The organism is Francisella uliginis (assembly GCF_001895265.1).
Lineage (GTDB): Bacteria > Pseudomonadota > Gammaproteobacteria > Francisellales > Francisellaceae > Francisella > Francisella uliginis.
Genome location: NZ_CP016796.1, coordinates 1,744,469 through 1,758,495, shown reverse-complemented (window position 1 = coordinate 1,758,495; position 14,027 = coordinate 1,744,469). Strand labels below are relative to the sequence as shown.

Here is a 14,027-nt window from a genome sequence, read left to right as displayed (position 1 = left end):
CTTAAAAAGAGTACTGTAAACCTGATGTTACAAAGTTTTGTGACTCTCCCGAAAAAGAAATTGTATACGTATATGTGACCTTTAAACTGAGATTATCAACATATTTGATGGGAAACATTAAACCTACTGGAAATACAGCAAAACCTCCCCAAGTGTCATCTGTTGCTAAATAATCTTTTGGAGCATTTTGTTGGTTTTCTATTCCATTAATACTTGTATGACCAAGACCAACCCCAGCCGCTGCATATGCTGTTACATAATCGTTTATCTTATAGTAATATTTGGCAGCTCCAGCAAAGTAGTTATTATTCTGAGTTGTATTATATTCACTAACTAAGAAGTTCTGATAAACAAACTCTAAAGCAAAAGACTCTGTAAATCTATAGCCTAAGCTAGCTACTATTGTTGCACCACCTTTAGCCATATTTGTCTGTTGTCCCCAACCACCATTGACACTAATATATGCCATAGGCTTAAATGTCTTTTTTGTAACATCATCAAGATCATTAATGTTGTAGTAGTTTTTAGGTAGCTTATAAAGACCTTTTGCATCTTTTTCAACATGCTTTGTATCATTGCCTAGTTTTTTAGCATCAGTATTTATATCAGAGTCTATAGCTGCTACAGAATCAGCATCGCTAATTAGTGGTAATGCAAAAAAAGATAATATTATTAAAGAAAGCTTTTTTATATTCATTATTTTAAAGGCTAGTAATCTTAGATATAGTTAATCCGAATGACTTATGTAAAATAAAACCTGTCATTCCGGATACTGAATCAAGTTCAGCACAGGCTTTGATCCGGAATCTCCTAGCCAAAGTAAAGAGATCCTGAATCAAGTTCAGGATGACCGCATAAAAGTACACAATACAATCGGATTGACTATAGAAAAATCGTATGCCAATTATTTAAAAATATATTATGATAGCATAAATTAAAAATTAATTAATAGGTAATAATGAGTTATGAGGAATGCCTTCTTTACTTTTTATTTATATCAATTGTTTGCGAAGGAGCCAGTTTAATTCCCATTTTTTCAGCTATATCTAATACATCTATTATGAATTGCTCACGTTGCTCTAGCTCTTCTCCCCAGTCTTGAGAAACAAAAAATACATATATTAAAATCTCAATGGATGACGGTTTTAGATCGTTTACTCTTATATAATATCCCTCTTTTCTCATATATGGAGTATCTTGAACTAATTTATCTAGAGCATTTATATATGATTTAAGCTTATTTGTTGGGGTAGATTCATCAACTTCAAGCATAGTTGTATATCTACGATACTTTCTTTCTCCCATATTATTTATTTGTGACGTAACAAATGCAAAGTTGGGTATTATAAGAGCAGAATCTTCAAAAGTTCTAATAATAGTGCTTCTTAATCCTATCTTTTCTACTATTCCTTGCTGATCTTTTATTATTACCCAATCACCGATTTTTATAGGTCTTTCAGCGGCTAGAATAATTGAGCCAAAAAGGTTTTCGATTGTATCCTTACCTGCTAATGCTATAGCAAGTCCACCAATACCAAGTGCAGCTAAAAAGTGGAACATATCAATACCAAGCTGCTCTATTATATATCCGGTGATAATAAGTATTATGATAAGGTTGATGACCTTGTTAGCAATAATTATAGCAAAAGAAAATCTTGCCGATTTGTCCGAATCTTGAGCTTTTTTATACGATGAAATAATAAATGAACATAGAACGTTTAAGATCTCAGTACATAAAAACATTGTTATAATGCCATATGTAATTCTAAATATTAAGTCAAAATAGTAGCAAGCATTTTCAAAAACTATCATTGAGTTGAAGAAGAAAAAATATGCGATGTGTATTGATATTATTAGTGATGTTGCAATAGTTAGTTTTTTGATGGTTTTATAATCCTTATTCTCAAAGATATTTCCAAGGATTCTAAATACAGGATTTAAAATCTTAAAAAATATTTCATAAGTTAGGTATAAAAGCATTATTGATATTATAAATATAATGACTATATATGTTGATTGCCCATATTCTTTAAGAAGGACAGGTATATTCTCCCAGATATCTTGTTGTAGACTATTACTTATAGATGTTCTTACATTGTTATTCAAATCATTTAAGAAAATACTTATACCATTAATTTGAGCATTTTTTGTAAAAATCCAGTTATCAGTATTCTTACTATTATTTTTAACATTTTCTAAATATATACTATTGCCTGATTTAGGTGAGGTATATATCATTACCAAATTGCTACCGGGTAGAACTTCACCTGGTATATTTCTAATTGTGATTTTTGCATTTTCAAAGACTTTATTCATAGCGAAAGCTATAAAAGTTGCATATTCTTGTCTGATATTCTGAGGAATCCAGCTGATATTCATGGTGTCAAGAGCATCTTTTGTGGTAAATTTATATGTTTGATTTTCACCAAAAACAAATCTCATATATGACAAAATAGGCATTGAAATATTTCTTATGTTGTCTTCAGTAGAATTTTTTTCATTCTTATAAATATTAAATTTTTTATGTGTTTCTGGGTTTGTAAAGTTTTTCTGAGTAAAGTACCAGTCGCCATCATTTTTTTTAGCTAAGTAAAAAGTCTGCTTATTGCTACCTTTGCCTAGGGTTAGATTTAACTTATTTGTGCTTGTATTATTTGGAATATCTTTAAGTCTAAAATCAGTTTTAAGTAGAGCCACAAGCATTTTATCAATATTAATATCTTGTTCGCTAATTGTGTAATCATTTATTTTTACAGTTTGGGGTGAGATGCAATTTATTACATCATAATAGTATTTATGAGATCCCATCCATAAGCTTAGAGATTTATAGTAAAAATTTGCAAAGAGACCTCGAGGAGTATCATTGTGGAATTTTGTAATTTGATCTTTATTCAGGAATCCTAATGATTGATATTCAAAGGTTTTAAATTGTTTGCTGGATAGGTATGTAGCAGTTGTAAAAGGTTTAATATAAACAAATAAACATATTATAAAAAGAACTAAAAATATTAATTTAGAAAACTTTAAAGTAAGAGTATATTTTTTATTTGTTAACATATCTTATATCTTGGCTAACTACATTTATTGATTTTAAAGCAATAAATTTAGCTATTCAATTGTTTTTAAATCAGTTATTTAACTATCGGATGAAGTAATATATAAAGAGTTGATTATTCTAAAGCTAAGCTTATTGTAAAATGATAAGATTTTCTAAATCATTTATAATAACCTTTAAAGCTAAGTTTTATAGGTAAGTTATGCCTAATAAATTCTTAGAAATATTACGAATTGTTTATTTATCTGTATTAATTTTTAAAATAAAGAAAGTATAAATATGTTTAGAAATATTAAAAAAGAGAACTTACTGGCATATTTTCTAACATATGTTGGTTATATGACGCTAACTATATCAATGTCATTAATATCTGCCTTATCAACTAGCCTAGATATTTCTGAGGATGAGGCTCAAATGGCGATGAGTTTATCATTTTTTATGTTTAGTCTCTCGGCAATATTATTTGCAACTCTTTCAGATATATTTACAGCAAAGAAAGTACTATTTTTATCGCAGAGTTTATCAATATCTGGTTTAGTGATTTTAGGTATAGCAAATAATATTGATGTTACATACATAGGTTTTATTTGTTTGGGACTTGGTACAGGTTGTTATTCATCTATTGCTAGAGCTTTAATATCACGTAGTGCTGATGATATTACTCAGATGAAAAAGGCATATGCTATATTATCTACAATGATAATAGTTGCTCCAATTGTGAGTACTTATTTAGTTTTATGCATACTATCTATTTCATGGAGGCTTGCTTATTTTATTATGGCTCTAATAGAGGTTGCATTGTTTCTTTTTTCTATAAATATATTAAGAATAGATGCTCAAAATCAGGTTTTAATTCCAGCATCACAAATTCTATCAGGTTTTATTCATGCTTTATCAAAACCTAGATATTTGTTGAATGTCATGATTGCTGCAATACTTTTTTCTTTCTATCTTGGGGTCTTGATGAGCTCTTATAGGGGACTATTGGTAGATGAGTTAAGTGTATCTATTAATGTTTTCACAGTCATATTTTTATTAGCATCTGTTTTTTATATTTTAGGGATAATTAGCTTTCGAATGAAAGCTAGCTCTGCACATAAGAAACGCTATAGGCTTGGAGTCTTAGGACTGGCCTTTATCTTTATAATCTCATATAGCTTTTTAAAAGTATCATTATATAGTACTGTAATATCACTACAGTTGATATGTTACTTTTTAGGTTTCTTTGTACCTTTAGCAACAGGTGCAGCGATGAGTGATATTACCAAGAATCATGGTACAGCAGCAGCTATGGTAACATTCTCGGTTGGGTTTTGTATGTCTATATGGGGGTTCATAAAAGCACATATAGGTATGTCAAACTATCACTTAATTCTTTTAGCTTTATGGGTATGCTTTAGTTTAGCTCTTTTATTAAAGATTATTGTAGTTTTTATCGTTGATAGAAGAAGATAAAGTTTATTAAATTACAAAAAACATCAATATCGTAAAGTGATATGATTTTCTAAGCTATTTATAGTAATATTTGTAGCTAAGTTAATAAAATAAAATAGAATCAATAATGATTTCTCATCTTAGAGTCCATACAGGATTTTCTGTTGTTGACAGTACGGTACGTTTAGGGGATCTTTTTTCTCGTGCAAAAGATAAAGATATTGCTGCAATAGCGCTTACAGATGTTTGTAATTTATTTGCGGCGGTGAAGTTTTATAAGCAAGCTTTAGGAAGTGGTGTTAAGCCTATATTTGGTGTTGAGCTAAAAATTGATACTGAACTAGGTGTTTCTGATTTGATACTTTTAGCTGAAGATAACGATGGTTATCAAAACATAGTTGATCTAGTATCAAAAGCTTACCAAGAAGCTGATAGAGTAGGCTCAATACCACTTATCCCCAAAAGCTGGCTTAAAGAATCTAACCTAGAGAATGTAATATGCCTAAATGGTGGTCAACATGGTGAGCTTGGTAAGGCAATCTTAGCTAAAGATGATACTAAAGTCCAAGAGATTATCGCCGAGGATATAGCAATATTTGGTCAAGATAATTATGTTATTGAAATTCATAAGTTAGAGTATGAAAACGAAGGCTTGTATAATGAAAAGGCTCTTGAACTAGCAACTAAGCATAATCTAATTGCAGTGGTGACAAACCTTACAGTATTTATGGAGTCAGATGATTATGATATCCATGAGATTAGAGCTTGTATCAACGAAAAAACTACAATTCTTGATGAGTCACGTAAATCAAGATTCACACGACAACAGTATCTAAAATCAGCAGATGAAATGTATGAGACTTTTAACTCTTTATCAGTTTTGGTTGATAATACATTAGCGATTGCAAAACGTTGTAATGTGACATTTGATTTAGGTAAACCTTGCCTACCTACTGTAGATATTCCAGATGGTTTAACTGAGAAAGAATATTTCTCTAAACTATGCTATCAAGGCTTAGAAAATCGTTTAGAGAAAGTCTTAGCAAATAAACCACAGGATAAACACGATCATATTATAAAAGTCTATAAAGATAGATTACAAAGAGAGATTGATATTATCTGTGATATGGGATTCCCAGGCTACTTCTTGATAGTAGAGGATTTCATCAGATGGTCAAAAGAAAATGATATACCAGTTGGTCCAGGGCGTGGTTCTGGTGCTGGTTCACTAGTGGCATATTCGTTACTTATTACAGATATTGATCCTTTACCGTATGGACTACTTTTTGAGAGATTTCTTAATCCAGAAAGGGTATCAATGCCCGATTTTGATATTGATTTTTGTATTCAAGGTCGAGATAGAGTTATCAAATATGTAGAGCAAAAATATGGCAAACAAAGTGTTGGTCAGATTATAACTTACGGTACTATGGCGGCTAAAGGTGTTGTGCGAGATGTAGTGCGTGTAATGGGTCAAAGTTTTGGTTTTGGTGATAGGATTGCCAAGCTTATCCCTGAAACTCCTGGAACTACATTTAAAAAGATTCTCCATGAAGGTGAACCTTTATATGATGAGATGCAGGCAGATGAAGATGTTGCTGAAATTGTTGAGAAAGCTCAAAAGCTAGAAGGTTTACCACGTAGTTTAGGTAAGCATGCTGCAGGTATTGTAATATCACCAACTGTAATATCAGATTTTGCTCCGATATATTGTGAGGATAAGGGCGGTGATATTGTAACTCAGTTTGATAAAGGCGATGTTGAGGATGTTGGTCTTGTTAAGTTTGACTTCTTGGGATTAAAAAACTTAACGATTATTAAAAATGCTATTGCAAGTATTAATGCTAAACGACCTAGTGATGAGATTCCTTTAAATATCTCAGATATTCCTCTAGATGATGAAAAGACATTTAAGCTCTTACAAGCAGGTAATACTACGGGAATATTCCAGCTAGAGTCACAAGGGATGCGTCAGATTGTCAAAGATCTTGGCACTTCTAATTTTGAAGAGATTATCGCCCTAGTAGCACTATATCGTCCAGGTCCGATGGAGAATATTCCAACATTCATTGATCGTAAGCATGGTAGAAAAAGAACTACATATTTACATCCACTATTAGAAGAAGTTTTAAGAGAAACTTATGGTATTCCGGTTTACCAAGAGCAGGTAATGCAGATGGCGCAAAAGCTTGCTGGCTATACTCTTGGAGCAGCAGATTTATTACGTCGAGCAATGGGTAAGAAAAAGCCAGAAGAGATGGAGCAACAGCGTAAAATCTTTAAAGAGGGTGCTGCAAAATATCATAATATAGAGGCTGGCCTTGCTGATGAGATATTTGACCAAATGGAAGCTTTTGCTGGTTATGGATTTAACAAATCCCATGCTGCTGCATATGCTTTAATTGCTTATCAAACTGCTTGGTTAAAGGCGCATTATCCTGATGAGTATATGGCTGCTTTAATGTCAGGGGATATGGGTAATACTGACCAGCTAGTTAAGTTTATCTTAGATTGTAAAAACATGGGCATCACAGTTTTATCACCAAATGTAAATAAGAGTGTTTATGACTGTATAGCTATCTCAAAAGGTACAATTTTACTTGGCTTAGGAGCTATTAAAGGACTTGGTGGTGAGGCTATTAAAAGTATCCTTACAGAGCGTGATGCTGAAGGAGAGTTTAGTTCTATATTTGATCTGACGCGTAGAGTAGATTTGCGTAAGGTTAATAAAAAAGCTCTTGAAGCACTTTGCTTTGCAGGAGCTATCAAAGATATATCTAGAAATAGAGCTACAGCATTTAACTCCATTGAAAAAGCTATCAAAAATGCTGGTTATGTCAATGAAATGGCAGCGGCTGGACAAAATGATTTATTTGGTTTTACAGAGCAAGAGAGCGATACTGATAATGAGTTAGAAAGGGAGTGTATATCTGAGGAGTGGAGCCTAAAAGAACTGCTAATCAATGAGAAGAAAGCTTTAGGGATGTACTTTTCAGGGCATATTATTGATGAGGAAAGTCATTGGCGTAATCATGTTAGTTTTAGTGATTTGCAAAAGATCCAGCAGCCTAATATGGATGGTAATTCTGTGAGAATTATTGCCAGTATGATAACTCCAGCTATCCGTAGAAAAACCAAGACTGGTAGAATTCTATATATTATCAATATTGATGATGAGTTTGATAGAGCAGATTGCTTAGTCGGTGAAGATGTATTTGCTCTAGTAAAAGATAATATTCAAGTTGATGATATTGTTGTTGTAGAGGGTAAAGTTAGTCGTGATGTTCAACGAGAGTGTAATAAACTAAGTGTTGATAAGGTTCAACCGATATCACAATATATTGATGAGAACTTTAGTAAAGTTGAGCTAAATCTTAGAAGTAAAAATGTAAACCCTACAAACCTTAAAAAGGTTTTAGATAATCTAAAAACAAATATAGCATCAACTGATATTCACAAAGAAAATGTTTTAGAAATAACTGTTTCTCTAGATGATGTAGAAGGTAAGTTTGATTACTTACAAAAGCCTTTTTCTATTTATAAGTTTGTTAATGATATTAGTAGATTAATAGCTGAGGGTAGTACGGTTAGTTTGAGTGGGGTTTAAATTATATTAAAGTCACTATAAATTTATTTTATGATCTAACTAAAAGCTTTGAATATTGATGACTAAATAAAGATTTGTCTTTTATCTTATTAGACATTTTATAATAATTCCTTACTCCTAAAATCGGCACAAATACCTCAACATAGAATGTTAGTATGCCAGCAAGTGACATCGCAATTAGAAACATGTTTTGTGATAGGCACATTAAAACAAGTGGAGGCAAGTAAGTGCAAATTAGAACTTTAAGATAAGCATTTTGCCCTAAAGCATCTTTTAGCGCATCAATTACACCTATTGAGATACAGCAAAAAGAGCCTATCATAGATATTAATTGAAAAGCACTTAACATATTACTAATAGTATATGATTGAGTAAAAAAGCTAATACTATTATTAAAAGCTACAAGTTGATTTTTACTATTATAAATACTTAACATCCCATGACTACCTTTCGCAGGTATCGTAAAGAATATTGCTAAGATCCATGCTAGATAAATAAAAGCTATTAATGTTGTGCTAAAAATAAGTAAAAAGATGAATGACTTATATGAAATATTCTGATTATAAAATTTTACTAGGCTTGGAATAATAAAGTGGTAACCAAAAGCATTAAATAGTACAAATAAGAATGAAAATGCTCCTATAGATTCAATAGGGTAACCATCAACGTTTATAGAAACTTTTTTTGTCGTATAAATGATCAGAAATATAGCTATGATAATAAGTGAAAGCTTAGCCGTAACAAATAACACATTACTTTTAATCACAAGTTTAGAGTTATATGTTGTAATCCCACCTAGTATGAAGATAAGAGTTACCCCAGATAGTAAATAACTTAAATTACTATTTTGTGGGAAATATAAGCTTATAGATGAACTAATCCCTGATATATAAGTAGTTAGTGATAAATATAAGATTAATAAGTAGCTACCAAAAACACTAATCTTAGCGCCCTTAAAATTTAGAAATTTAGTAGACAAAGAGTAGTATGTGTTATGTTTAACAGGCATATTATATGAGATTTTTAATATACATAATCCTGTAAATGTCATTATTAACCATACTAAGCATATTGCTAATAGGCTTCCTACAAATCCTAAGTTAACAGCAGCTATAGGTAGGCCAATAATACCACCGCCTATAGTTGAACCAATAATCAAAAATATACCTACAAACTGCTTCATATTTCATTTATTTGAATAATTATTCTGTAATGGTAATTTAAAAACTACTGTATTGGAATATTTTTATGATTAAAATATGATATTTAACAAAGTTATTGTTGGAGGTTCGTTATGTATGAGGATATTTCTTCAATGAATAAAAATTCGAAAAATTGATAATTATATTTATACTAAATATAGGTTATAAGATTTATATAAATGCTACATATTAAATCTATATTTGTGTTTGTTAAAAATTGTATCTGATAAAACTATTTAATTTGATTATCTTGATGATATTATTGAAGTCAAATGATAATTTAGTATAAAGTCACTTAATATATTCTTTATCTAGAAAATATATCCTAATCGAGGTATCAAATGAATTCACAATTTATACAATATAATGATTCTAATAATGAAGTTCTATATCAAAAGTGTAAGCTTGTAACAGATATTAAAAGTGCTGAAATACAAGAAATTATTACAGAAATGCATCAAAAGATGAGTGGTAATGGGATTGGTCTGGCGGCTAATCAGATTGGCTATCCTTATCAAATATTTATGCTTGAATTTGATAGCTCTAACTCTAGATATCCTGTAGATTTTGCAGAAGTTCCATTCCAAGTATTTATAAACCCAAAAATAACAAAAGCTTCTACTAAAAGAGTTAGCTTTTGGCATGGTTGTTTAAGTGCTCTAGGTGAGAAAAGAGGCAAGCTTGCTACATACAAAGAAATTGAATATCAGGCATATAATCAATATGGTAAGAAAATAACTGGTAAGTTGGATTCGATTGCTGCAGTAATATTTCAACATGAGTTTAATCATTTGCTTGGCTCTGTATATGTTGATTTTGACACTGAATATATGGATAGTGAAGAACTTCAAGTAAAGTTTGCAAATGGAGAACTTCGTCCATACGAGGAGTGCAATGAAGAAACTCCTTTACTATTAGAAAAATATCAAATAGGTAATGCTGTCTAAATGATGTTAGTTTTTATTAAAAAAATTTTTAGTTGTTGACTTATAAATTAAGAAGAGTATCATAACACCCACTGACGATGATAGCAGTCTGGAACCACCTGATCCCATTCCGAACTCAGAAGTGAAACGGGCTCACGCCGATGATAGTCTGGCATTTGCCCAGGTGAAAGTAGGTAGTCGTCAGACCTTTTTCAAACTCCTTCCCAACATATTTTTATATTTTAGAGTTTTATAATATATCTATAACTAGCACACTATAAATCTGTCAGATTAGGATGTGCAAACTTAATCACGTAAAATTTATATTTCCAAAGGCTGTTGATTTAATCATTATTTTTATAAAATCAAGTTGGCTGAGCGGAGTCGAAGCCTTATTTTACTTGATTTATAAAAGTCATTTTGACAAGCTCAATGATCTTTTTAACATTAAATCAACAGTCTCTTCCATTTATTTTATAAATTCATTGTTTTTATTGCATATGTCTGCTGCCTAGAGTTAAGTGATACATAGACGCTCTTTTAAAGCTCGTATATCATCTCCCAAAATTATATAGTCAATCCGATTGTATTGTGTACTTTTATGCGGTCATCCTGAACTTGATTCAGGATCTCTTTACTTTGGCTAGGAGATTCCGGATCAAGTCCGGAATGACAGGTTTTATTTTACATAAGTCATTCGGATTAACTATAAGTCACTATTGTAATGCTACATATTAGCGTTAGACCATCTATTTTAGCTCTTAAAAATCATCTTATGCAAAATTGCACAGCAGTGTTCATTTTATAGTATTCCAGAGAAGAGTTATGCCTCTTATAATACTCACTATCAGCTAACAAATTGAAAAATGAAAAGAAAATAAAAAGGAGAAATAAAATGAAAACAATAAAGAATTTAAAGAAACTAACATCACAAACATTAGCAACATGTAGCATCCCACCGTGTGGCGGCTAATAAATAAGCGATAGAGATAAGATTTAAGATAACGATTAAAGAGGAGAGACAAAATGAAAACAATAAAGAATTTAAAGAAACTAACATCACAAACATTAGCAGCATGTAGTATTCCACCATGTGGCGGTTAATAAATAAGCGATAGAGATAAGATTTAAGATAACGATTAAAGAGGAGAGACAAAATGAAAACAATTAAAAACTTAAAAAAATTAAAATCAAAGACATCATTATCTTGTAAAGCTTGTGGAATGATGTGTGCAGCTTAATAACTATAGTTACAAAAATTGGTAAATAATAAGGTGATAGTATGCAAGAAATTAAACTTCCATCAAAGACAGATATTCTAAATTGGGATAATGAGTCAGTAGTATTAAGAGTTATGAAAGAGCTAAAAATGAATAGAGCACAAGCTAAGCAATGGTTTACAGATTTTATGTGTTGGCTTTATTCTGCACAAAGATGGCGTATCGAAAAACAAAAGTCATTTATGATGGACTCAATGAATTACTTAGATGAAGTTTGGCATGCATATATTTTACATACACGAGATTATTTAGCGATGTCAAAAGAGTTATTTGGTATCGAGTGTGTTCACCATAATCCAGAAAATCCATTTAAAGGTGAACCTATGGATCCGGAAGCCTTTGAGCAGCAGCTATTATTTTTAATGGATGATTGGGGTGAAGAGTATATTGATCGAGTGTGGGCATATGGTAATGATGTTGCAGAGGCTATTTAGATAGAAACTAATCCTAGGAGAGTAAAATGAGTTTAAACTATACTATACTTTATCATGATACTAAGAGAACTAGCTATACAGATGACTTAGTTAAAGGTATTTTAGATTATATACAGAGCCCATTAACTATAGAGAAATTTTATCAAAGAATATTTGAGCTGAAGTCAGATCATATTGTTTTTATAGATGAAAAAGAGACTCCTGTTGGATATGTTTTAGTTAAGAATATAGATAATAGAAATTCTCAATGTGAGTTACATCTGCATGCTTTTAAACCAAAGTATAGAATGCCAATGATGATGTTTATTTATAAATATAAGTTCACTCAGACAGTATTTTATAAGCTATATACTAATATTAACACTTTTCATTTATTCCCTTCGAAAACGTTGATTAAAAATGTAAAAAATAATTTTTTAACGCGTTTGTTTCAGTCATGCAAAGATATGCGTTTAACGAAACATCAATTACCAGAGTCAATAATAAGCAAAAGACCAGATATCGGAGCATATTTTATTTTATCAAGAGGCACTAGAAATGCGTAATTGGATCTTAGCTTTATTTATTGTTTTGATGTGTTATTTTACTGGGACCTTTGTAGTATTAGAGGGATTGTTTATATATCGATTAGTTAAGTTCTATAGAGCGGCTTTTATAGTCTATTTTTATCGATTAAAGCTTGCTGTTACTAATATTATAAATTTGTCTAAGAGGTTTTTTTTCTGTTTTTGAAGTCGCTTTCTGAAGTTAATTTTTAATAATAACAAACAAAAGCTCGAATAAGTTGATATTATTACTCTATATAGCCTTTTATAGTTTATATAGTGATGAAGAAAGTTTACGATAATTTATATTTTTTTAAGACATTAATAAACAGTGGTTCTTTTTCCCAGGCAAGCGCAGTGCTTGGAATAGCTCATACCACTATTTCAAGACAAATTTCGCAACTTGAAGATCAAATCGGTAAGAAATTAATAACACGCTCAAATAAAGGTATTGAGTTAACTTCTGCAGGTAGAATCTTATATAACTCGACATTAAACCATCTTGAGAGTATTGATAAAGCATTAGATGATGTAGAGGGAAATATTAGTAACCTTGATGATGAGAATATTCCTATCAAAATATTTTTATCTATTGGTTTCTCATACTTTTTTATTTATAACATTTATCCTAAGTTAAAAGAAAAAATTCCAAATATTAAAATTGAATTATCAACATATACATTTAATATGATGGAGCGTGAAATCCTTAAGCTTAAAAACTTTATTCAACATTTTGATATTTGTATAACAGAAGATTTGTTCTTTCATGCAATAAACCCTGATCACTGGAATATTGTTACACGACGTTCAGATATTATGAAGATTTTTGCTTCTAAAGAATATTTAAAACAGCATGGTGAACCAAAGAAATTAGAAGACCTGAAAGATCATAATTGTTTATATACAAATCTTTGGTCAAAAACTCGCTGGAATCTGCTTGATGATGATAATAAAGAGCATTCTGTTGTAATCAATGGTAACTTTGCCACGGATGTATTAGTTCAGTTAAGAGATCTTGTACGTTTAGGTTATGGAATAGGGTTGCTTCCTGAAAAATATTTTGATGAGCCAAGTGAGGAAAACTATGAAATAGTCAACTTACTTCCTGAATATAAAACTCGACCATTTGATACTATTGTATTAACAAATATTCATGCTCAAGATGTTGAAAAAGCCAAACAAACAGGCAAAGCTATAAAAGATATTTGTATGGAAATTTTTCAACGTTGGTAAATATCGTTTAGTTGTTAAAGAAAGGGTACTATTAAATTGTTTAAATACAGTTAGTATATTTTACGGGATTTATTATCTAGATGTCGCATAGAGTTATAGCGTGTGGGGCAACATCTGATTTATAAAATTAATACTAACTGTATTTAGAACATCGTCTCTAAGATTAATAATGATATACCTGTGTAAGTTATAACTAATCCTCCTAAGCAGATACAAAGATAGTTAAGTTGAGGTCTAAAAAACATTTTTATCCTATATATTGATTTTTTATCTAAAAATAATCTTTGCCACTATTATAAGATAAAAAAGAG

At 30.7% G+C, this 14,027-nt stretch carries 9 protein-coding genes and 1 rRNA gene; 7 read left to right on the top strand and 3 right to left on the bottom strand.

The window, feature by feature from the left end; all coding sequences use genetic code 11:
• Position 1: 1 nt before the first annotated feature.
• Together F7310_RS08185 and F7310_RS08180 are read right to left on the bottom strand one after the other, a co-directional pair.
• Complete coding sequence (locus tag F7310_RS08185) at positions 2-697, bottom strand: outer membrane protein (protein WP_193790879.1); 696 nt, start codon at positions 695-697, stop codon at positions 2-4.
• Positions 698-981: 284 nt separating this feature from the next.
• A complete protein-coding gene (locus F7310_RS08180) occupies positions 982-3,057 on the bottom strand; it encodes a mechanosensitive ion channel family protein (protein WP_072713122.1) in 2,076 nt (691 codons plus the stop codon).
• A gap of 277 nt (positions 3,058-3,334) precedes the next feature.
• Between F7310_RS08180 and F7310_RS08175 the strand changes: the two genes are divergently transcribed.
• Positions 3,335-4,510, top strand: coding sequence for an MFS transporter (locus F7310_RS08175; protein WP_072713121.1), 1,176 nt, complete (start codon positions 3,335-3,337; stop codon positions 4,508-4,510).
• 106 nt (positions 4,511-4,616) lie between these two features.
• Positions 4,617-8,096 (top strand): DNA polymerase III subunit alpha, encoded by a 3,480-nt coding sequence (gene dnaE / locus F7310_RS08170; protein ID WP_072713120.1) that lies wholly within the window; start codon positions 4,617-4,619, stop codon positions 8,094-8,096.
• Positions 8,097-8,124: 28 nt separating this feature from the next.
• Here the strand turns inward: dnaE and F7310_RS08165 are convergent, their stop codons facing one another.
• On the bottom strand, positions 8,125-9,279 hold the full coding sequence (locus F7310_RS08165; RefSeq protein ID WP_072713119.1) for an aromatic amino acid transport family protein: 1,155 nt from the start codon (positions 9,277-9,279) through the stop codon (positions 8,125-8,127).
• Positions 9,280-9,639: 360 nt separating this feature from the next.
• Here F7310_RS08165 and F7310_RS08160 point away from each other — a divergent pair, with 360 nt between their 5' ends.
• The 5 genes from F7310_RS08160 (at position 9,640) to F7310_RS08140 (ending at position 13,716) form a co-directional block, all read left to right on the top strand.
• Positions 9,640-10,245 carry a peptide deformylase gene (locus F7310_RS08160; RefSeq protein ID WP_072713118.1) on the top strand — a complete coding sequence of 202 codons (606 nt, stop codon included), beginning with the start codon at positions 9,640-9,642 and terminating at the stop codon, positions 10,243-10,245.
• A gap of 70 nt (positions 10,246-10,315) precedes the next feature.
• Positions 10,316-10,431, top strand: a 5S ribosomal RNA gene (gene rrf, locus F7310_RS08155).
• Positions 10,432-11,506: 1,075 nt separating this feature from the next.
• Positions 11,507-11,938 carry a glycine-rich domain-containing protein gene (locus tag F7310_RS08150; RefSeq protein WP_072713117.1) on the top strand — a complete coding sequence of 144 codons (432 nt, stop codon included), beginning with the start codon at positions 11,507-11,509 and terminating at the stop codon, positions 11,936-11,938.
• Between the two features lie 26 nt (positions 11,939-11,964).
• A complete protein-coding gene (locus F7310_RS08145) occupies positions 11,965-12,483 on the top strand; it encodes a hypothetical protein (protein WP_072713116.1) in 519 nt (172 codons plus the stop codon).
• Between the two features lie 282 nt (positions 12,484-12,765).
• Positions 12,766-13,716 (top strand): LysR family transcriptional regulator, encoded by a 951-nt coding sequence (locus F7310_RS08140; protein ID WP_072713115.1) that lies wholly within the window; start codon positions 12,766-12,768, stop codon positions 13,714-13,716.
• Positions 13,717-14,027 lie beyond the last annotated feature (311 nt).